Genomic DNA, 20,131 nt, shown 5'->3' on the forward strand with positions numbered 1-20,131 from the left:
CAGTATGAAGCTGGACCGCCTGCTTGGCATACTCATCACCCTGCTGCGCCAGGACAAGATAACCGCCCCTGTTCTCGCTGAAAAATTTGAAGTATCCCGGCGTACCATCAACCGTGATATTGAGGCCCTCTGTCTTGCCGGCATCCCTCTGGTGACAGAGCAGGGGCGGGGCGGCGGGATTTCCATCGCTCCAGGCTACAAGCTGGAAAAAGAGCTGCTCACCGAGGAGGAGCTTCAGGCCATCCTCATCGGCGTCCGAGGCGTAGACAGCATTCTGAAGCAGCCTAAGGGCCCCGTGTTGGCTGATAAACTCTCCCAACGTGAAACAGAGGAACAGGTGTTGATCGATTTGGCATCCTTTTATAAGGACAGCCTGACGGAAAAGATTTCCCTGCTGCGGGATGCCATTTCACGGCGGCTGGCCGTATCCTTCCGGTATTACTCCGAAAAAGGGGAGGAGCTGCGGCAGGCAGAGCCCTGCCGCATTGCCTACCAGTGGAACGCCTGGTATCTGATTGCCTGGTGCCGGACAAAAAAGGAGTTCCGCACCTTCAAGCTTGCCCGGCTTTGGGATCTCACCCTGTCGGAGGAGCATTTTGTTCCCAAACCCCTTCCTGCCGAAAAGGCGGATATGAACTCTCTGTGGGAAGAAAATTATCGGCTGGTAGCCGTGTTTGATCCCAGCGTAAAGTACCGGCTGGTGGAGGAGTACGGGCCGGACAGCTTTACCCTGCGGGAGGACGGGCGCCTCTCTTTCACCCGGGATTTCACCTTCTATGGCGCCATGCTCTCCTGGATTTCTTCCTTCGGGGCGCAGGTACAGGTGCTCCAACCCGAATCGCTTCGGGAAGATCTCCTGCGGCAGGCAAAACTCCTCCTTTCCTATTATGAGGAAACATGACATAAAGCTGTCCTGTTCTATCTGCTATCCTGTTCTCAGCTCCTCCGGGAAACCGGAAGGATGCCGGATTCTAAAACACAATATGGTTGCGAACCGTAAGGGGAAGGATGGGAAAAATGAAGGAAATAGAGAAGAAAGCCGCCGCTTTGCTGAAGCGCTGCGAAACAGTGATTTTGTCTTCCGTCACAGAGGAGGGTACGCCCAGGCCCTGTGTGGTCTCCAAGCTCAAGGCACAGGGATTCCGGACAATCTTCGCAGCCACGGGATTGAGCGGCCGCAAAACAGCCCAATTTCAGAAGAACCCGCTGGCTGGCGCCTGTTTTTTTCTGGACGGAGACAGCGTAACCATGACCGGTTCCGTCACCGTACACACCAGTGGAAAAACTCTTCGCGACTGCTGGCAGGATTGGATGCTGGAGCATTTTGAGCAGGGGGAAAGCGATCCGGATTACTGTGTCCTGCAGTTTACTGCCGAAGAGGCAACCTTCTGGATTGACGGGGAATTCTGTACAATCCGGTATCCCAAAGCGGAATCCCGCTGCGGCATCTGCTGTTCTGAAATGGACTGCAAAAACAAATTTGGATTCGACTGCCGCGGCTGCGTCCGGGAGCCTGACGCGCCCTGGGGTCACTGCGAAATCAAAGCCTGCTGTGAAGAGAAAGGCTGTCTCCACTGTGGGGAGTGCGAAGACTTCCCCTGTGGCGCTCTGCAGAAATTTGCCTTTGACCCGGAGCAGGGGGACCAGGGAAAACGGCTGGAAACCTGCCGCTGCTGGCAGAAAGGGGCTAAACTTTGCTGAGCTTACAGGAGGGTGTGAACTGAGATGGAACGGGAGGACCGCGGCCGGCTGGCCTTTTCAGAGATTTCCAACTATGACGAATTTCTCTCCGCGCTGGAACTGGCGGGGATGACGCCCGGCGGCGTCAATGGGGAAGGCGTTTTTACGCTGTGCGGTTTTTTCGGTTCCGCCGTGCGCTGGCATACCGGCGACCCGGACACCGATCCCTGGGAATGGCGCATGCGGGTGCTTTCGGAGGGCAGAGGCATCGCCTATGGGAAATTTTACTATGGCAAAAGCGGCTATCTTACCCGTAAATGGTTTCCCTATCTTCTGGCTGTGCGCAGGGGAAAGAGCAGTTTTGAAGAGCTGTTCGCCGGCGATGAGGCGGCCCGGCGGATTTATACCCTGATCCGGGACAACGGCAGGCTATCCCTGCACATGCTGAAACTGCTGGGATTTTTCTCCCGGGAGGAAAAATCGGATTTCGAGCGGGCTCTTACCGCCCTGCAGTCCTCGCTCTTTTTGACCATGTGCGGCCAGGAGCGAAAGCTCTCGAAGGAAGGCAGGGAATATGGGTGGAATTCCACCGTATTCTGCCTCACGGAAGAATTTTTCGGAGAGGAGTCGTTCCATGAGGCCGCTGCGCTTTCCTCCCAGAACGCTTTCGAGACCCTGGACCGCCATCTGCTCCGGCTGAACCCCGAAGCAGACGCATCCCGCAGGAGGCGGTTTCTTTTGGGATGCTGAAAAAAGCCTGCGGAAGGCAGTAAGAGCATTTTAGAGAAAAGATGTAAAAATACAGGGAGCAGTCCTGAAGGCGTTCAGGACTGCTCCCTTACTTTCTCTTTTTCGCAGACGATCAACGGATGCGGGTGCCGTCCGGCATGAATACAGGCCGGATGGGAGGAATTCTCAGCTCCACCGACGCACGGATGTCCTCTCCGGATCCGGAAACACTGAGCACAATTTCGCTGCCGTCTTTTTTCCAAAGGGCGGCGTACCTTTCCTCTCCGCCCATGGACTTCAAGGCTTGTTCGTCCGCCTTACCGAAAGGCTGGGCTCCCGCTTCCTGCTCCTCATCGCCGTAGACCTTGCGCAGCGCTTCATAAAGCTTCACCGGATAGGCGTAATCCTCCTTCAGCAGGGCGGAATATTCCACCAGTGAAGTCGGCCTTTGGTACAGCTCCTTTCCATTTCCCCTGCTGTCAGGCATAATCACCACATTCATTTGCTTTCCCAATACTTCTGCGCCGTTTTCCACCAGCAAGCAGTATTGCGGCTTTGCCGCCTCTTCCAGGCTCCCGGGCAGATCCAGAGCCTCAAACGCTTCACCCATGGGCCTGTCCAGCTGCTCCAGCGCCAGATTCATCTGATCTTCGATCCTTTTCTCCGGCTGAGCGCAGGCGGAAAGAGGGAACAGGCAACAGAGGATGCAGAGCCACAGAATAAGGATTCTTTTCATAAGCCGCTCCCTTCTCCAAACGTCCCACGGGCACTGCCCTTTCTCCCGGTTCAGCGTCATCCGATAATTTTACCATCCGGGGAAATCGTGGGAAGACCCAGAAGCTCCACAGGCAGACTGATTTCAAGGGAGATACTGCTCCCACCGGCAGCAGAAGCTCCGACATTAAAGGAGATTACAATCACATAATCCTCCTTTTTCCACTGGTTTGCACACCTTTCGCTCTGTTTCATTGCCTCCAGAGAAACCTCCGTGGCCTGGCTGAAGGACTGGGCCCCTGTTACCGGCTCCGGCTCTCCATAGGCCTCCCGCAATGCCCTGTAAAGCTTAAGCGGATAGGCGTAGTCGCCGCCTAACAGAGCAAGATACTCGACGGAGTTCGTTTTCTCATCGGTCAATTTCTTATCTTCCTCATCCTTACCTAAATGAACAATCGCTACATCCATCTGCTTTCCCAAAACCTTAACGCAGTCCTCCGCATGCAGATAAAAAACTTCTGCTGCATCTTCCGGATTGCCGGGCAGGCCCAGAGCCTGATACGCTTCCCCTAAGGGCTTTCCCAACTGCTCCTGTGCCATATTCACATGCTCCTCGACACTTTTTTCCGGTTGGGAACAGGCGGAAAGGGAGAACAGACAGCAGAGGATGCAAAGAAATAAATTAAAACTCTTTTTCATTGGCAGTTCCTTTCCCCGCTCTTCGAGATACACCGCTTTTTCGGTCTGGCTACCTGATGCGGGTACCGTCCGGCGTGTAAATAGGCGAAAGGCCCAGCCGTTCCAGTGGAATTTTAATGTCAAGGGCAAGGGTACAGGCTTTTTCATCGACAGAATAGAGAAGTACGATCTCGTTGTCCTCCGTCCTCCACAGTCCCGCGCATTCTTCGTCCAGCACCATGGATTTCAGGGAGTCCTCAGTTGCCTCATTAAAGGGCAGACGGCTGCCCATTGGCTCCATCTCTCCATAAAGGTCTGACAATTCCTGATAAAGGGCAAGAGCATAGGCATAGTCGCCGTCTAAGTGAATAAAATATTCCACGATCGACGTCGACCTTTCCATCAATTCCCCTTCCTCCTCCCCGGCATGGTCGAGCACTACGCCGAGACGTTTTCCATGCAGTTCGACACTGTCCTCTGCCAGCAGAAAAGGAAATACGACTGCATCCTCCGGATTGCCGGGCAGGCCCAGGGCCTGATACGCTTCCCCCAGGGGCTTGCCTAACTGGGCAAGCCCCATCTCCACAAGGTCTTCCACGCTTTTTCCGGGCTGCGAACAGGCGGAAAGGGGGAACATACAGCAGAGGATGCAGAGCCACAGAATAAGGATTCTTTTCATAAGCCGCTCCCTTCTCCAAGCGTCGCACGGGCACTGCCCTTTCTCCCGGTTCAGCGTCATCCGATAATTTCACCATCCGGGGAAATCGTGGGAAGATCCAGAAGTTCATCTGGTATTCTGATATCAAGCGAGATGCTGTCAAGCCTCTCACCGGCAGCGGAAGTTCCTACATAAAAGGAGATTTCGATCACATAATCCTCCTTTTCCCAACGGCCCACACACCTTTCGCTCTGTTTCATTGCTTCCAGAGAAGCCTCCGTGGCTTCGCCAAAGGACTGAGCCCCTGTTACCGGCTCCGCCTCACCATAGGCCTTAAGCAGCGCCTGATAAAGTTTGAGCGGATAGGCATAGTCCCCGTCCAGAAAGGCGCTGTACGCTACGGATTCCGTTTTTTGCTCTGTCAATTCCTGGCCTTCCTCATGCCGCCCCAGATGAAGAAGCGCCACGTTACTCTGTTTTCCGAGAACATTGACAGCGTTCTCCACCAGCAAGCAGTATTGGGGTTTTGCAGCCTCCTCCAGGCTTCCCGGTAGCTTCATGCCTTCGAACGCTTCACCCAAGGGCTTACCAAACTGTTCCAGCGCCAGGTTAACATGATCCTCAATGCTCTTTTCCGGCTGGGAACAGGCGGAAAGAGGGAACAGGCAACAGAGGATGCAGAGAAATAAGCTAACACTCTTTTTCATCGGCAGTTCCTTTCTCCCCGATTCACTACAGGCATCGCTGGTTAAGATAGAACAAAACCGAGTTCCTACCAATTGACATCATTTGAAACCAGATATCTGGTCATAATAAACTCAGTTTTTGTAACGGAACCACTATTATAATGGAGCATATTACGCAGATAGAAAACGCCGTTCTCCGTTAACCATTCCGAGGTACAACGGTTCAAAGTGTAGGCCCCCGTTCCGGGATTCGAATATTGGCTGGAGGTTGTGATCAAATCCCGTTCAGGGCGTTGTTTAAAGCCATTTGTCATAACCAGACGGGCAGCACCACCAGAAGTAATCATCGCTGTAGTCTTTACCAACTGCGCCCCATAATTCTCATCATAATTGACGTACATGTTCGATACCAATTCTCCGGAAGTTCGCGTTTCATGGTAAGAATAGGAAGCCTGTACAACCTTTACTACATAGGTATCAATTTTTCTTCCGTCCACCAGCTCCCAGCGCAGCAGCTGGGAGGTCACATAGGTTACCTCGGGCTGCGGGGCGGAGGGGGCCAGGGAAAATGTGGATGCCGCGGGAGCCGTATCAGAGGAGGAGACAGAGAGTTCATACCCTGTATTCTCCTTCAGTTCATCGACCCCGGCCAACGACCTCTGAATCAAAGCATCGACGTCCGTAATTTCAGCGGCGCTGTACAGCACCGTATTTTCGCCGGTTATTTCCGCGCTGGCGGCAATACCGCCGGAAATCAGGAACAGACAAATATAAGGATAAGAGGGCCTTTCACTTTTTCAGCCTATTTACTGTTGCGGTGCAGTTTTTTTCTCTCTGGTACTAGTCTGCTCTGCACGGGCATCAACCCCTTCCTTGCCGCGCCACCGGGCGCTGACTGCATTAACCTAGCTTTCCTTTGATTTTTATTATACTCTATTTGTTTATATTTTTCAATAATTTTTTATATTCTTAAAAACCATTAGTAAATTATCTCATTAAAAATGTTCAATCTATACGTCAACAAATTACTAAAGATCCTGACGACACTGAGAAAAGGAACGCCGCCCTGTGGCGGCAGTTGCTTTTCCCTTGTCTTTATGCTAAAATAAAGAAATCTTCAAAATGATTGAAATGGATTACTTCTCGCACTTTCAGCAGGAGGAACTGCTATGTACCTTAAAAAACGTTTGCTGGCGCTGGCGGCGGCCCTTTGCTTCGCCGTTTCCGTGCCGCTTCTGGCGCTTGCCACAGAATCCGACTTCTCCCCGGAAACGGATGATCCTGTTTCCGATCCGCCGCTTTCTTCAGAATTCAGCTCCGAACCGGAGCCGCCCTCCTCTTCCGAATTTGAGCCGGAGCCTTCTTCCGATCCCAATTCCTCCGAACCGGAGCCTTCCTACACAGAAGAACCCTCTGTCAGCGAGACGGAGACACCGCCTCCCTACAGCGAAGAAGAGCCTTCGGAATCGACGAGCTCCGAGGAATATACCTACGGCGCGGAAGAGGGGGGGAACACAGGCACCACGCCTATTCCCACCCCTACAGCCAGAGCCAGTTATAAGCCTGTGGCTACGCCGAAGCCAAACTATACGCGGCCCAAAGAAACCATAAATGCCAGCGGCAGTGTGGGGGAATCTTCCGCAAGCAGCAGCAATTATGTGACTTTTGCCCGCCTGAACGTTAAAAATAATTCCATGGCCATCACCCTGTTTTACAGTGGCGTCGGCTGCATTGCAGCCGGTGTCGCCGGGTTAATTGCCCTTTTGATCCTGTTCTTCCGGGGCAGGCGGTATGTTAGGGATGAAAAGGAAGGCATTTTCGAAGAGATTGAGGAGGCGGAAAACCGCAACCGCAGGTCCATCTCCGCTCCAATGCCTGACCCCTCTCACGGTCCGGAACCCCTTTCCCAGAACAGGCAGCAGGCGGAAATGCCCGCCCGTGCCTCTCAGCCCGAAAAGCCTCAAACTCCTCCAAAACGGGGAACTGTTCCCATTGTCCCGGTAGAAGCCTCTCTCTATACGGAAGAGTTTTCTCTCCCGGAGCAGCAGGTTCCCACGCCGTCTAAACAGCCTGAGCCACCGGCACAGGCCCCTGCCGTTCCGCCGGCGTCTCCCGAAGCAAAGCCCCGGCAGCCCGAACAAAAGCAGCCCAGCTTTGACACAGACGAAATTCTCCGGGAGATTCTCCATTCCGGGGAGGACGGCAAGAAGGACTGACGGCGTCCGCCAAAAAAGTTTTCCCACATAAAAATGGACCGCCCTTTCGAAAAAGGGCCGGTCCATTTTTTATACTGTCACATCTTTCCAGACGCCCCCACAGGCAGCCAGAAAATCCTCCGGCTTTAACTGAATCTGCAGGCCCAGCCTGCCCCCGCTGACAAATATGGTATCCTGCTCCATGGCGGATACATGCAGCACCGTCGGAAACTGCTTTTTCATGCCGATGGCCGTACAGCCGCCCCGGACATACCCGGTGAGGGGAAACAGCTCTTTAACCGGCAGCAGCTCCAACGACTTTTCTCCTACGGCTGCTGCGGCCTTCTTCCGGTCCAGTTCCTCTGCCACCGGGATCACAAACACCGTATAACCGCCGCTTTTTCCCACTGTCACCAGGGTTTTGAACACCTGCTCCCTGGGCTCTCCCAGCAGGTCCGCCACCGCCGTTCCGTCTGTAAACTCCCCGCAGCAGTACGAGTGCAGGGAAAAGGGCAGCTTCTTCTGCTCCAGAATACGCACAGCGTTCGTCTTCTCCATTTTTTCTCTGGCCATCTCAGTTCTGCGTTTCCCCCTTGTCCTCCAACAGGGTAATCTCCACATCGAAGGTTTCCCCCTCCGCCATGGAATTTGAGGGCATCCGGTATAGGGTAATTTTCACTTTGTCCCCGGGAGCATACCGCAGCAACAGATTGGAGATATCACTGAGCCCGGTAACCTCCTCGCCGTCCAGCGCGGTGATAATGTCGCCATCCTCTGCCGCAGTGCCGGAAAACGCGCTTTCGCTGTCGATACTCATGATGACAAAGCCCTGTGGTGCGCCGTACATCATCTGCATGGCGCTCACATCCTTACCCTGAATGCCCAGGCGCGTTCTGCCCTTCACATATCCTCCGGACAGCAGTTCATTGATAATCGCCTGCGCTTTGCTGACAGGAATGGCAAAACCCATACCCTCATAGCCGTCGGTGATAATTTTGGAGGAATTGATTCCCACCACCTGGCCGTACATGTTTACCAGAGGCCCGCCGGAATTTCCGGGATTGATGGCCGCGTCCGTCTGAATATAGGTCATCCCGTTCTCGCTGTACTGTCCCACCGTCCGGTTGAGGTTGGAGATTACGCCTCGGGTCAGGGAACCGGAGAACCGAACGCCCCCGGGATTTCCGATGGCCACCACCCATTCGCCGATGCTCAGTTCCTCCGCTTCTCCGAATTCCGCGGGGGTGAAATTGTGGTCGTTGGTCTTGAGGATCGCCAGGTCGGTAGTCCGGTCAACGCCCACCACCACAGCGTCGTATTCCTGCTCGTCAAAGGTGGTAATCTTCACAGTGGTGCTCTTGGAGTTAATCACCACATGGGAATTGGTAATGATATACCCGTCGGACGTGGCAATAATACCGGTTCCCGTACTGGAAGCCTCCTGCCCGTTCTTGGTCAGCGAGGCCACTACCGTGACCGTAGAGGGCGCTACCTTGTTGTAAACGCCCTTGGCGTCCAGTTCCGCCCCTTCCGGCTTCTTCTGAATGGTAATCCCCTCGTGGTTGGGGGTGATGTCCACATCAGGCTTGTTGGAATCGTCCTCCTCATCCTCAGGCGGCTCCATGCCGAAATCGGGCGTCTTTTCTCCGTCATCCGGCGTATCCTCGCCAGGCTCCGGGAGGGTGTAGTGGGGTCCGTAGCTGTTGGTGACCGAACTATATACCAAAAAACCCGTAAATCCCAGAATGGTGCCAGCCGCCAGTACAGAGGCAATCCACAAAAACACCTTGAGTCCCAGCCCCATTTTCTTCCGGGGAGGTTTGGGCGGCGGGGCCCCATAGCCCGGATAAGGGACCCCATAATAGGCCTGCGGCGCGCCGTAATATGCGGCGCCGTAGGGTGGGGCGCCATAGCCGCCCTGGATGCCGGAATACGTGCCCTGGGGAGGCCCGGGCCACACCGGAACCGCCGGACCGTAGGCCCCTGCCGGAGGTACCTGTGCTGCCTGCGGCGGCACGCTTTGCGCCGGGTTCTGATAAAAGGCAGGCGCAGCGGGGGGCGGAGGCGCCCCTTCTCCGGACTGTTCCGGAACGGAAGGCTGTGCCGGCGGCTCCGGTGGAAACCCCAGATCAGGCACAGGCGTCTCTGCGGCCTCTGCCGCTGCACATGACGGGGTTACGGAAAAGGCGTCCGGAGCTTCTGGGGCAGGGGCCGCATCCTGCTGCACACCCTCCCCGGCAGGTTCCTGCCATGCCGGACCGCCGCCGGACGCCGGACCTTCCGCCGCTGAGGGATTGTCCTGTGGCTCTGCTGAGAGACCCATGTCCTGCTTTTCCTCTGCAGCATCCGCCTGTCCTGCTGCTGCATAAGGCGCGCCCGTTTCCTCAGGCCGGTGTAAATCCGCAGATTCCGCACTGGGATTTATCCTCTTGTTTTCATTCTCCATCTTGTTCTTTCCCCTTTTCTTCCTGATCCGGCGTCTGCGGCTCCCTGGATTTTTTCTGTACTTTGGCCTTTTCTTTTCCCCGGCTGCGGGCTGGCGCCTCTTTCAGCTTCAGAGGAGGGTTTTCTTTGAGCTTCGGGGTCTCCTGCGGCTTTGGAATATAGAACTCAAACCGGCAGTACTCGTCCATCACAGAGCTGACGGTAATATCCCCTCCATGCAGCTTGATGATTGTGCGTACAATATATAATCCCAATCCCATACCGTTTTTATCCCGGCTGCGGGATTTGTCGGTCTTGTAGAAACGGTCGAATATCATGGGCAGTTCTTCGGGAGAAATACCCGGGCCGCTGTTTTCAATCACCACGCTGGTACGGTCGATCCCGTCAGAAATCTGCAGCTTGATGTAGCCGCCCTGATTCGTAAACTTCACCGCATTTTCCACCAAATTATAAATCACCTGATGCAGCAGGTCCTGGTCTCCGTACACATTCTGAGGCCCCGCATTCTCCAGGCCTTTGACCTCCAGCTGCTTTTCCTCAATACTCTGCTCAAAGGTAAACAGGGTGGTAAACAGCGTTGCCGTCAGATCAAAATTGGTGGGGTGGATTTTCATCTCCCCGCTGTCGATGCGGGAGAGGTCCAGCATGGATTTCACCAGCCGGGACAGCCTCTTCACCTCAGAAGATACTATATTCAGATATTTTTCCTGCTGTTCCCGGGGAATCGTCCCGTCCAGAATGCCGTCGATAAACCCGGCGATGGTGGTCATCGGCGTTTTCAGCTCGTGAGACACATTGGCGATGAAGCTGCGCCTCATTCCCTCGCCACTTGCAAGGGAATTCGCCATATTGTTGAAAGACATGGCCAGCTGGCCCAGCTCGTCGTTGCTGGTAACGGGAACCCGTACAGAAAAATCTCCGGCGCCGAAGCTGTGGGCCGCAGCGGACATCTGCCGCAGAGGTTTGACCAGCCGGTAGGCAAAGGCCCCCACTACACAGAACGTGACCGCCAGCGCAGCAGCCGCGGCGCCCAAGAAGATTTTAAAGGCCTCTCCCTGGTAAGCCGTCACTGTAGCGGAACTGGTAGCCGCGAACACAGCGCCTACACAGACCCCGTTTTCCGCATGCATGGGCACCCCGATGGCCAGGTAATTGCTCTTGTACATGCCGCCCAGTGTCCCCCGGGTCTCGTACAGGCCCTTGGCCGCCTGAGTAACCGGCTGAATGGCGACTTTTCCTGGATTTTTCAGCTTGCTGTTGGGGTAATTCCCAAGCAGGATTTCGCCCTGAAGGTCTGTAATGAACAGGTCGGCGTCAATACTCTGGGAAAACGTATTGAGAAACGAACGCAGTATTTCTGTCTCCAGCACATAGCTTTCCTCGCCGCTCTCTGTCAGGAAACGGCTTGCCATATCAGAGATGGAGCTGGCATTCTGCAGCAGCAATTCCCGCTTCTCCTGACGCCAATACCGTCCAAAAAAGATCATCATCACGCTTCCAAGCATAACAAAGCTTAAAATGACGATGACCATTGTGATGCTCAGATACCGTTTAAAAATGCTTTTCTGCATTCCTGTGACCATCTTCCTTTCAGCAGGCGCGTCTCTGTCCGTAAAACGAAGGCTTTCCCCGCGCCGCTATCCATCTCCCTGCACACAGAGCCTCAGGCGAAAGCGTCTGAAGCAGAGAGCCTGCCGCTGGGGACTCAGTCCTTTACTTCAAATTTATAGCCGACGCCCCAAACAGTTTTGAGCGCCCATTTGTCGGAAACACCCTCTAGTTTTTCCCGCAGGCGCTTCACGTGTACATCCACCGTACGGCTGTCGCCGTAATAATCGAAGCCCCACACCTCGTCCAGCAGCTGATCCCGGGTAAATACCCGATTGGGGTTGGACGCCAGATGATAGATGAGCTCCATCTCCTTGGGCGGGGTATCCACTGGAACCCCCTTTACCTTCAGCTCATAATTCGTCAGGTTGATGGAGAGGTTTTCATAGGTGACCACCTTGTTTTCCAGGTCCTCTTCGCTCTTCTTGCCGCTGCGGCGCAGCACCGCATTGATGCGGGCAATCACTTCCTTGGTTTCAAAGGGCTTTACTACATAGTCGTCCGCTCCCAGCTCCAAGCCCAGAACCTTATCAAAAACCTCGCCCTTGGCCGTCAGCATGATGATGGGCCGCGACGATTTTTTCCGAATTTCCCGGCAGACCTGCCAGCCGTCCAGGCCGGGCAGCATGATGTCCAGCAGAATCAAATCCGGATTCACCGTATCAAACATTTTCAACGCCGTTTCACCGTCGTTGGCAATCGAAGCCTCAAAGCCCTCTTTTTCAATATACAGTCTCAGCAATTCACAAATATTGGTATCGTCATCCACAATCAGTATTTTTCCGGAAGCCATTCAGGATATCCCCCTCTTCCAAATTTTAAGCATTCCTGTTTTTTTTAAGAATGGGCACGTTTTTCCAATTTAGATTTATTGTATCCGTTTTCTATGGCGAAAGCAAGAAAAACCGGTGAACAAAGTGTGAAAACAGGCTTGCTTTCCGTGGAGATTTGTGGTAGAATTTCAGGGATTTAAAGCAAATCTGCTTTAAATCGATAAAGTAATCAGGGAATGGGGTATTTTACATTGATGGACAGACAGCTGACGATTTGGATTGTCATCGGCGTTTATGCCGTTTTCATGCTGGCGGTGGGCATTCTTTCCTCCCGCCGGGGAGAAGGCATGGCCAGCTTTACGGTGGGAGGCCGGAACGCTGGCGCCTGGATCTCCGCGCTCTCCTACGGCACGGCCTATTTTTCAGCCGTGATGTTTGTCGGTTATTCCGGCGGTTCCGGCTGGAGCTACGGCCTTTGGAGCATTCTTGTGGGAATCGGCAACGCGGTGTTCGGTTCCCTCCTGGCCTGGCTGGTATTGGCCAACCGGACCCGGGAACTGACGCGGCAGCACCACATCAAGTCCATGCCCCAGCTCTTTGAAAAGCGGTTTCAGAGCCCGGCCATGCGGCTGTTTTCCTGCATCATCATCTTCATTTTCCTCATTCCCTATTCGGCCTCCGTCTACAAAGGGCTTACCAGCGTATGCTCGGTGATATTGGGAATCGACGAGCAGGTGTGCATGATCGTCATTGCCATCGCCTCCGCATTATTGCTGGTGCTGGGCGGCTATATGGCCACACTGAAGGCCGATTTTGTCCAGGGCTTTGTGATGATGTTCGGCGTCGCCGCTCTCATCGTGCTCCTGGTGCTCTCTCCCCAGGTAGGAGGCCTGCAGAACGGCCTGTCCAACATGCTGGATTACATGAAGTCCCACGAAATGGCGCCCTTGTCCGGAAAATCCGCCGTGGCCCTTATCTCTACTATTTTGATGACCAGCTTCGGCACCTGGGGATTGCCCCAGATGGTTCACAAATACTATGGTATCCGGGATAAGAAAGAGGTAAAACGCGGCGTGGTGATCTCCACTTTCTTCGCCCTGCTGGTGGCGGGGGGCGGCTACTTCATCGGCTCCTTCTCCCATCTCTTTTTCGGGGAAACCATGCCGGAAGGCGGAAAGGATTTCCTGGTTCCCCTCATGCTGGACCAGGCCGGGCTCCCCAATCTGCTCATCGGCGTCATTCTGGTGCTTCTGATCTCCGCTTCCGTCTCTACCCTGTCCAGCATCACGCTTACCGCCTGCTCCACAGTCTCCATGGACCTGGTAAAATCCGGTCTCCGGAAGACCATGGCGGACAAAAATGTAGCGGCCCTCACCAGGATTTTATGCCTGGCTTTTGTGGTGCTCAGCTACCTGATCGCCAACTATCCCACGCCTATCCTGGAGATGATGTCCTATTCCTGGGGGATTCTGTCCGGTTCCTTCCTGGCGCCCTACCTGCTTTGCCTGTACTGGAAGGGGATCAACAGGGCCGGCGCCTGGGCCGGCATGCTGGGCGGCTTCCTGACTGCTTTCCTGCCCGCCGCTTTTTCCGGCTTCACCACTCCGGACGGACCGCTTTATGCCTGCATCGCCATGGCGGTTTCCTTCCTGCTGTGTTTTGCCGTCAGCAAGCTTGCCACAATTATGAAATGGCGTTCTTCCCAACGGAACGACGCTTTTTACCGGATTAGGGAAGAGAGCGGTTCCTGATATAGGATCCCCGTTTCGGCTTCTTTCAGAAACAAAACGAATCCCCGGCAGCGCGGCTTTTCAGCCGCCTTCCGGGGATTTTATTCAGCCGCAGGCCGCAGTTAATAATAAAGACGGACCGCCTGTTTCACAGCTTCGATCTCCACCCGTTCTCCGCCCGCCGCGTATTCGCCGTCCAAAGACCAGGGCATGGGCTCTGAACAGGTAAACAGTGCCTGCCGGGCGTGGAGGAAGGTGATAACCTCCTCGTCATATTTTCCACTCATCAGGGAAAACAGGATTTTATGAAGCTCGATCAAATTTTTCGGCATCTTGACCAGCATGATTTCAAACAGGCCGTCCGCCGGAGCCACTTCCTTCGGATCCATCTTGATGATCCCCCCAAAGGAGGTGGAATTGCTCACCGACCCGAACACATAGTCTCCCTCCACAGTGCCGTGTTCTGTTTCCAGGCCCACATGATAGGACTTGATCTGGGGAAGTTCCTTGATCCCCTCGATTACGTAGGCCAGATGGCCCAGGGAATTTTTCAGGCTTTGCGTGGTGGAGTAGGAGGATTGGGTAAAGGCGCCGAAGGATGCCACATAAATAAAATATTTATACCCGAAGCGTCCCACGTCAATGGGTTTTGCCTCTCCGGATACGATGCGCTGCGCCGCTTTTACCGGCTCCTTGGGGATGCCCAAAAACGTGGCAAAATCATTGGTGGAACCAGAGGGGATATACCCCAGCGGAGTGGTCTTCCCCGCATTGAGCAGGGTGTTTACCGTTTCGCTGAGGGTTCCGTCCCCGCCGCAGCAGACAAGCACATCCGGCTTTTCCGCACTGTCCTCCAGCAGCCTTTTGGCCTGTTCCCTGGTCTCGGTCTGCACCGTCGCAACCTCGCAGCCGCCGTCCCGGAACACCTTTTCCACAGCGCTGATTTCCCGCAGGATATTCTGTTTCCCCGCATGGGGATTCACCACAATCGTCACATTCATCGTTTTTCCTCATTTATTTCTGTACTTTTCTGAAGAAAGGTACCCAGAATGGCTTTCCTGCGGAAAGCATTCCAGGCTTTTATTCCGCGGGGTTCTACGCACCGGGGAACAGCACCCACGCGTCATGGGCGCTGCGTCACGCTGCTCTGCTCCGCTCCACGAGATGGGCGATCAGGTCTGCGCAGGCGCCGATCCCCAGCTTACCGCTGTCCAATACCATATGATACCCATCTTTTTCCTTCCAAGCAAGGTTTGTATTTGCATGGTAAAAATTGGCTCTTCTCCGGTCGAATTGACGCAGGGTGGCTGCCGCCTGGCCTTCAGGGACTCCATAGACCTCTACCGCCCTTTTGATCCGAGTCTCCTCATCCGCGTGGATAAACACATTGAGCACATCCCTCCGATCCCGGAGAATCCAGCCTGCACAGCGGCCCACAATCACACACCTACCCCGGCGGGCCATCTCCTCGATAATCCGCGCCTCCAGCAGGTTCAGCGCGTCGTTCCCGGAAATCTGGGCCGGCTGCCCCACGGCTGTCTTGGCCATCATCAGCAGGGAATAGAGCAGGCTGTTGGTATCCGTCTCTTCCAGATGCTCGATATACTCCGGGGTGGTGTTCCCGCGTTTTGCCGCCATTTCCAATATTTCATGTCCGTATACCGGAATTCCCAGACGCTGGGAAACCCGTTTGCCTATTTCGCTGCCGCCGCTGGCATATTCCCGTTCTATCGTTATAATTGCTATTTTTTCCATTCCGTCCATAAGGCCATCTTCCTTTCTCCGGGAACCGGGCCGATCCTGCCGGAAGCGGCAGAGATCAGAACCCGGTTTCCCCGCACTGAGAGCTTGCTGCCAGCCCTCAGCCGGCTTCTTCCTCTCCTGTCTCAAACTGGCTGTTATACAGGTTGGCATAGAAGCCGCCCTTCGCCATCAGTTCCTCATGCGTGCCCTGCTCCACAATATCCCCGTCTTTCATGCAAAGAATCAAATCCGCATTGCGGATGGTGGAAAGCCGGTGTGCAATGATGAAACTGGTACGTCCCTGCATCAGGTTATCCATAGCCTTTTGAATGAGAACCTCCGTACGGGTGTCCACGGAGCTGGTGGCCTCATCCAGAATCATAATCCGGGAATCTGCCAGAATGGCCCGGGCAATGGTCAGCAGCTGCTTTTGTCCCTGAGAAACATTGGTGCCCTCTTCGTTGAGTTCCATCTGGTAACTTCCCGGCAGGGTGCGGATAAAGTGATCCGCCTGGGCGGCTTTTGCCGCCGCCACAACCTCCTCATCCGTAGCGGACAGCTTGCCGTAACGGATATTTTCCAAAATAGTGCCGTTATAGAGCCAGGCATCCTGCAGCACCATGCCGAACTCCGTACGCAGATCTCCGCGGGTAAAATCGGTGATCGGATGCCCATCCACAAAGATTTGGCCGCCTTTTAGATCGTGGAACCGCATCAGCAGCTTCACCATTGTGGTTTTACCCGCGCCCGTGGGACCCACAATGGCAATTTTCTGGCCCGCCTTCACATCGGCGGAAAAGTCATGGATCACCAGGTCCTCGCTGTCCTCATAGCCGAACTTCACATGGTCAAAACGGATATCGCCACGGATCTCCAAATCCTTCATGGAAAGCTTTGGTTCCCCGGCGGGTTCCTCCTCTTCATCGAGGAATTCAAAAATACGTTCCGCCGCCGCCACCGTCATCTGCAGCTGGTTCGAAATGTTTGCCAGCTGTGTGATCGGCATGGTAAAGCTGCGTACATATTGGATAAACGCCTGGATTCCGCCGATGGTCATAGTGCCGCCCGCCGCCATGGACGCGCCCACCATGCAGATGACCACATAACCCAAATTTCCCACAAACCCCATGACGGGCTGCATCAGCCCCGACAGGAACTGTGCCTTCCAACCGGCATTGTAGAGTTTTTCATTTTCCCGGTCAAAGGTTTCCACCGTCTCTTTTTCCCGGCCGAACGCCTTGACGATCACATGGCCGCCGTACATCTCTTCCACCTGGCCGTTGACGGTGCCCAGATATTCCTGCTGTCCCTTAAAGTGCTTCTGGGACAGCTTGACGATCACGGTAACGAAAACCAGAGAAACCGGAATAATGCACAGGGCAACCAGCGTCATCTGCCAGCTGATGGAGAGCATCATGATGAGCACGCCGATGATGGTGCACACTGACGTAATCAGCTGGGTAATGCTCTGGTTCAGGGAGTTGGAAAGAGTGTCCACATCATTGGTGATGCGGGAGAGTACGTCTCCCTGGCTGTTTCTGTGAAAATAGGCCAGAGGCAGCTTATTGATCTTCTTTTCAATGGCATTCCTCAGATCATAAGAGACATCTGTTGAAATTCCCGCCATAATATAGCCCTGCAGGTAGGAAAACAACGAGCTTAAAAGATAAATTCCCACCATAATCAGCAGGATCATGCTGATATAGCCGAAGTCTATCCCTCCTTCGGCCCCGGTCACAATTTTCATGATGCCGCTGGCCAGCTCGTCGGTGGCTTTGGCCAACACCTTCGGTCCGGCGATATTAAATACAGTGGACAGGGCTGCAAAGCCCATTACGAAGATCATAGGCCATTTAAACGGTTTGAGATAGGAAAGGAGCTTCTTGGAGCTGCCTTTGAAATTTTTAGCCTTGACCCCGCCCGCCATCATCCGGCCTCCACCCATCGGGCCATGGCCGCCCATCGGGCCCCTGCGCACAGGGGGACGGGAAGTATTGTTCTGGCTCATGCGAGTTCCTCCTTCTGCAGCTGGCTTTCCGCGATTTCACGGTATTCGGGGCAGCTTTCCAGCAGTTCTTTATGTGTGCCCTTTCCCACCATTTTTCCGCCGTCCAGTACGATAATCTGTTCTGCGTGCATGATGGTGCTGACACGCTGGGCCACAATCAGCACCGTGGCCTCCGACGTATCCCGCTTCAACGCCCGCCTCAGCGCCGCGTCCGTCTTGAAATCCAGCGCCGAAAAGCTGTCGTCAAAGATATATACAGGCGCCTTGCGCACCAGCGCCCTGGCGATGGAAAGCCTCTGCCGCTGGCCGCCCGACACATTGGTTCCGCCCTGAGCGATGGGCCCCTCCATGCCTTCCTCCAGCTCTCCCACGAAGTCGGATGCCTGGGCCACTTCAATGGCCTTCTGCAGCTCCGCCTCACCAGCCTCCTCCTTGCCGTACCGCAGGTTGGAGGCAATGGTTCCGGAGAACAAAATCCCCTTCTGGGGCACATAGCCGATGCTGTCCCGCAGCTGCTTTTGGGACAGCTTGCGGATGTCCGTTCCGTCCAGAAGAATCTCTCCCTCTGTCACGTCATAGAACCGGGGGATCAGATTGATCAGGGTGGACTTTCCCGAACCTGTGGCGCCAATAAACGCCGTGGTCTCACCAGGTTTTGCCGTGAAGCTGATATGCTCCAGAACGTCGCTCTCCGCTCCGCCATACCGGAAGGAAACGTCCCGGAATTCCACCTCACCCTTTACCTGCTTCAGCACTTCCGGCTTTGGCTCATCCCGGATTTCCAGCTCTGTTTGGAGCACTTCCTGAATACGGACTGCGGATACGCTGGCCCGGGGCACCATCACAAACATCATGGCGATCATCAGGAAGGAGGAGATAATCTGCATGGCATACTGGATAAAGGCCATCATGTCGCCGATCTGCAGCGTGGATTCCGCAATGGCATGGCCGCCTACCCACATAATCACTACAGATACCACGTTCATGATGAACATCATCGAGGGCATCATGGCCGACATGACCCGCTGTACAAAGCGGTTGGTATCCGCCAGATTTTTGTTGGAGGCCTCAAAACGCTTCTCCTCATATTCCTCATTGCCGAAGGCACGCACCACCATCATTCCGCTGAGATTCTCCCGGCTCACCAGGTTCAGCCGGTCAATGAGCTTCTGCAGGGATTTAAATTTGGGCATGGCAACGGACAGCGCCACAATGATCAGCCCGATCATTACAACGACGGCCACGGCGATGATCCAGCTCATGGACACGCTTTTGCCTACCGCAAATATGATGCCGCCAATGCCCATGATGGGCGCATAGCACACCATTCGAATTCCCATGGTAACCAGCATCTGCACCTGCTGCACATCGTTGGTGGTACGGGTGATCAGGGAAGCTGTGGAGAACTTGTCAAACTCCGCATTGGAAAAACTCTCCACCTTGGAAAACAGGTCATGGCGTAGGCGCTTCCCGATTTTTGAGGCGACACGGGCGGCAAAGAAGCCTACCAGCACAGTGGCCAAAACACCCAGGAGCGTCACGCCCAGCATTTTGAGACCGACCTTCCAAATATAGTCTGACTGGATTTGATTGACGTCCATCCCCAGCTCCTGATAAAACAGCTTCTTGAAGGTAACCCCAACCTGACCGCCCATCATGGACTGATTCTGTGCCGCATTCTCCCGGGCAGCCTGAAGGCTTTCCTCCGGCACCAGCTGAAGCAGGGGGATGAGCTGATAGACCTTACTCATATCCATTTCATCAAAGCCGTTTTCCATATCAAAGGACATCCCGTTCATAGAGCCTGCAGAGGATTCTTCCTGTTCCCCAGCCTCCTGTCCGCCAGCAGGAGAACCTTCGTTGTCAGGGGAGGAACTCTCCGTACCGAAGGCCTGCTCTTCTCCGGGAATGCTTTCCATGCCGGAAGGCAGCTCCTGGGGAATTTCCCCTGCAGGTGCTTCCGTCAGCTTTGGTCCCTGGCCCTGCTGTTGCGCCATCATAGCGGCTTTTTTGGCCGCCTCTTCCAGCTCTCCATTCTTCCCAGCCTGCTGCATATACAGCAGGAACGCATAGGAGGCCTTTCCATAGGCAGCATCCACAGCCTCCAGTTCCTCTTCACTGAGGCCGGTTTTCAGCACACAGATTCCTTCCTCATGGGCCAGGGGATAGGCTTCGGAAAACCTCTCTGCTTCGCTGCTCTGCGGATCCACAGAGACGTAGGAATCCTCCATCAGCTTCTGGTCGGTTTCATCCATCATCAGCTTCAAAAGGGTCATCCCCTTTTGGCTCACAGCCTCCGGCGCACCCTCTTCGATACCGCTCTGCTGGATACCCACATTCACGATATCGCTCATCAGGTTGGGCAGGCTCAAATCGCACATAGCCTGACCGAACAGCAGTATCAGGCACAGCAGTACCACCAATGCGAAGGGCTTCAGGTACTTCGCAATCAATTTCATCTCGTTCTTTCCTTCCTTTCCCACA

The 20,131-nt window shown here is 54.6% G+C and carries 18 protein-coding genes; 5 read left to right on the forward strand and 13 right to left on the reverse strand.

Translation table 11 applies throughout. The annotated features are described in order from the left end of the window. Nucleotides 1–4: 4 nt before the first annotated feature. The 3 genes from BN3911_RS03305 to BN3911_RS03315 all read left to right on the forward strand — a co-directional run bounded on the left by BN3911_RS03305 (nt 5) and on the right by BN3911_RS03315 (nt 2,430). A complete protein-coding gene (locus tag BN3911_RS03305; protein WP_066861299.1) occupies nt 5–901 on the forward strand; it encodes a helix-turn-helix transcriptional regulator in 897 nt (298 codons plus the stop codon). A gap of 116 nt (nt 902–1,017) precedes the next feature. Beyond that, nucleotides 1,018–1,701 (forward strand): pyridoxamine 5'-phosphate oxidase family protein, encoded by a 684-nt coding sequence (locus BN3911_RS17735; protein ID WP_066861302.1) that lies wholly within the window; start codon nt 1,018–1,020, stop codon nt 1,699–1,701. A gap of 24 nt (nt 1,702–1,725) precedes the next feature. Next, complete coding sequence (locus BN3911_RS03315) at nt 1,726–2,430, forward strand: AlkZ-related protein (RefSeq protein ID WP_066861305.1); 705 nt, start codon at nt 1,726–1,728, stop codon at nt 2,428–2,430. A 112-nt stretch (nt 2,431–2,542) separates the two neighbouring features. Here the strand turns inward: BN3911_RS03315 and BN3911_RS03320 are convergent, their stop codons facing one another. From BN3911_RS03320 to BN3911_RS03340, 5 genes are all read right to left on the reverse strand, one after another. Then, nucleotides 2,543–3,145 carry a hypothetical protein gene (locus tag BN3911_RS03320; RefSeq protein ID WP_066861308.1) on the reverse strand — a complete coding sequence of 201 codons (603 nt, stop codon included), beginning with the start codon at nt 3,143–3,145 and terminating at the stop codon, nt 2,543–2,545. 56 nt (nt 3,146–3,201) lie between these two features. Beyond that, the gene (locus tag BN3911_RS03325) at nt 3,202–3,822 is read right to left on the reverse strand and encodes a hypothetical protein (protein ID WP_066861310.1); all 621 of its coding nucleotides are present in this window, start codon (nt 3,820–3,822) and stop codon (nt 3,202–3,204) included. A 49-nt stretch (nt 3,823–3,871) separates the two neighbouring features. Then, nucleotides 3,872–4,480: an EexN family lipoprotein gene (locus BN3911_RS03330; RefSeq protein ID WP_066861313.1), complete on the reverse strand. Its 609-nt coding sequence runs from the start codon at nt 4,478–4,480 to the stop codon at nt 3,872–3,874. 56 nt (nt 4,481–4,536) lie between these two features. Continuing rightward, nucleotides 4,537–5,166 carry a hypothetical protein gene (locus tag BN3911_RS03335; RefSeq protein ID WP_066861316.1) on the reverse strand — a complete coding sequence of 210 codons (630 nt, stop codon included), beginning with the start codon at nt 5,164–5,166 and terminating at the stop codon, nt 4,537–4,539. Nucleotides 5,167–5,231: 65 nt separating this feature from the next. Beyond that, a complete protein-coding gene (locus BN3911_RS03340) occupies nt 5,232–5,852 on the reverse strand; it encodes a hypothetical protein (protein WP_147578503.1) in 621 nt (206 codons plus the stop codon). A gap of 462 nt (nt 5,853–6,314) precedes the next feature. Here BN3911_RS03340 and BN3911_RS03345 point away from each other — a divergent pair, with 462 nt between their 5' ends. After that, on the forward strand, nt 6,315–7,361 hold the full coding sequence (locus tag BN3911_RS03345) for a hypothetical protein (RefSeq protein ID WP_066861322.1): 1,047 nt from the start codon (nt 6,315–6,317) through the stop codon (nt 7,359–7,361). A gap of 69 nt (nt 7,362–7,430) precedes the next feature. Here BN3911_RS03345 and ybaK read toward each other — a convergent pair whose 3' ends face one another. The 4 genes from ybaK to BN3911_RS03365 form a co-directional block, all read right to left on the reverse strand. Then, complete coding sequence (ybaK, locus tag BN3911_RS03350; protein WP_066861325.1) at nt 7,431–7,913, reverse strand: Cys-tRNA(Pro) deacylase; 483 nt, start codon at nt 7,911–7,913, stop codon at nt 7,431–7,433. A 1-nt stretch (nt 7,914) separates the two neighbouring features. Further along, nucleotides 7,915–9,786, reverse strand: coding sequence for a S1C family serine protease (locus BN3911_RS03355; protein WP_066861328.1), 1,872 nt, complete (start codon nt 9,784–9,786; stop codon nt 7,915–7,917). Then, the gene (locus BN3911_RS03360; protein ID WP_082942055.1) at nt 9,776–11,356 is read right to left on the reverse strand and encodes a sensor histidine kinase; all 1,581 of its coding nucleotides are present in this window, start codon (nt 11,354–11,356) and stop codon (nt 9,776–9,778) included. Before BN3911_RS03360 ends, BN3911_RS03355 begins: the two co-directional genes overlap by 11 nt. 134 nt (nt 11,357–11,490) lie before the next feature. After that, nucleotides 11,491–12,186 carry a response regulator transcription factor gene (locus BN3911_RS03365; protein WP_066861334.1) on the reverse strand — a complete coding sequence of 232 codons (696 nt, stop codon included), beginning with the start codon at nt 12,184–12,186 and terminating at the stop codon, nt 11,491–11,493. A gap of 216 nt (nt 12,187–12,402) precedes the next feature. On the opposite strand from BN3911_RS03365, the gene BN3911_RS03370 reads away from it, so the two are divergent. Next, nucleotides 12,403–13,917: a sodium:solute symporter family protein gene (locus BN3911_RS03370; RefSeq protein ID WP_242871066.1), complete on the forward strand. Its 1,515-nt coding sequence runs from the start codon at nt 12,403–12,405 to the stop codon at nt 13,915–13,917. A gap of 101 nt (nt 13,918–14,018) precedes the next feature. Here the strand turns inward: BN3911_RS03370 and BN3911_RS03375 are convergent, their stop codons facing one another. From BN3911_RS03375 to BN3911_RS03390, 4 genes are all read right to left on the reverse strand, one after another. Continuing rightward, nucleotides 14,019–14,897, reverse strand: coding sequence for a diacylglycerol/lipid kinase family protein (locus BN3911_RS03375; protein ID WP_066861339.1), 879 nt, complete (start codon nt 14,895–14,897; stop codon nt 14,019–14,021). Between the two features lie 136 nt (nt 14,898–15,033). Continuing rightward, complete coding sequence (locus tag BN3911_RS03380) at nt 15,034–15,660, reverse strand: cytidylate kinase-like family protein (RefSeq protein ID WP_187127673.1); 627 nt, start codon at nt 15,658–15,660, stop codon at nt 15,034–15,036. A gap of 97 nt (nt 15,661–15,757) precedes the next feature. Beyond that, the gene (locus tag BN3911_RS03385; RefSeq protein WP_066861342.1) at nt 15,758–17,647 is read right to left on the reverse strand and encodes an ABC transporter ATP-binding protein; all 1,890 of its coding nucleotides are present in this window, start codon (nt 17,645–17,647) and stop codon (nt 15,758–15,760) included. Then, complete coding sequence (locus BN3911_RS03390) at nt 17,644–20,106, reverse strand: ABC transporter ATP-binding protein (RefSeq protein WP_066861511.1); 2,463 nt, start codon at nt 20,104–20,106, stop codon at nt 17,644–17,646. Before BN3911_RS03390 ends, BN3911_RS03385 begins: the two co-directional genes overlap by 4 nt. Nucleotides 20,107–20,131 lie beyond the last annotated feature (25 nt).

Source organism: Neglectibacter timonensis (assembly GCF_900048895.1).
Taxonomy (GTDB): Bacteria; Bacillota; Clostridia; order Oscillospirales; family Acutalibacteraceae; genus Acutalibacter; species Acutalibacter timonensis.

Excerpts from the sequence above, each read along its gene's own strand:
- BN3911_RS03305 (WP_066861299.1), top strand. The coding sequence starts at position 5 with ATGAAGCTGGACCGCCTGCTTGGCATACTCATCACCCTGCTGCGCCAG.
- BN3911_RS17735 (WP_066861302.1), top strand. The coding sequence starts at position 1,018 with ATGAAGGAAATAGAGAAGAAAGCCGCCGCTTTGCTGAAGCGCTGCGAA.
- BN3911_RS03315 (WP_066861305.1), top strand. The coding sequence starts at position 1,726 with ATGGAACGGGAGGACCGCGGCCGGCTGGCCTTTTCAGAGATTTCCAAC.
- BN3911_RS03320 (WP_066861308.1), bottom strand. The coding sequence starts at position 3,145 with ATGAAAAGAATCCTTATTCTGTGGCTCTGCATCCTCTGTTGCCTGTTC.
- BN3911_RS03325 (WP_066861310.1), bottom strand. The coding sequence starts at position 3,822 with ATGAAAAAGAGTTTTAATTTATTTCTTTGCATCCTCTGCTGTCTGTTC.
- BN3911_RS03330 (WP_066861313.1), bottom strand. The coding sequence starts at position 4,480 with ATGAAAAGAATCCTTATTCTGTGGCTCTGCATCCTCTGCTGTATGTTC.
- BN3911_RS03335 (WP_066861316.1), bottom strand. The coding sequence starts at position 5,166 with ATGAAAAAGAGTGTTAGCTTATTTCTCTGCATCCTCTGTTGCCTGTTC.
- BN3911_RS03345 (WP_066861322.1), top strand. The coding sequence starts at position 6,315 with ATGTACCTTAAAAAACGTTTGCTGGCGCTGGCGGCGGCCCTTTGCTTC.
- ybaK (WP_066861325.1), bottom strand. The coding sequence starts at position 7,913 with ATGGCCAGAGAAAAAATGGAGAAGACGAACGCTGTGCGTATTCTGGAG.
- BN3911_RS03355 (WP_066861328.1), bottom strand. The coding sequence starts at position 9,786 with ATGGAGAATGAAAACAAGAGGATAAATCCCAGTGCGGAATCTGCGGAT.
- BN3911_RS03360 (WP_082942055.1), bottom strand. The coding sequence starts at position 11,356 with ATGCAGAAAAGCATTTTTAAACGGTATCTGAGCATCACAATGGTCATC.
- BN3911_RS03365 (WP_066861334.1), bottom strand. The coding sequence starts at position 12,186 with ATGGCTTCCGGAAAAATACTGATTGTGGATGACGATACCAATATTTGT.
- BN3911_RS03370 (WP_242871066.1), top strand. The coding sequence starts at position 12,403 with ATGGGGTATTTTACATTGATGGACAGACAGCTGACGATTTGGATTGTC.
- BN3911_RS03375 (WP_066861339.1), bottom strand. The coding sequence starts at position 14,897 with ATGAATGTGACGATTGTGGTGAATCCCCATGCGGGGAAACAGAATATC.
- BN3911_RS03380 (WP_187127673.1), bottom strand. The coding sequence starts at position 15,660 with ATGGACGGAATGGAAAAAATAGCAATTATAACGATAGAACGGGAATAT.
- BN3911_RS03385 (WP_066861342.1), bottom strand. The coding sequence starts at position 17,647 with ATGAGCCAGAACAATACTTCCCGTCCCCCTGTGCGCAGGGGCCCGATG.
- BN3911_RS03390 (WP_066861511.1), bottom strand. The coding sequence starts at position 20,106 with ATGAAATTGATTGCGAAGTACCTGAAGCCCTTCGCATTGGTGGTACTG.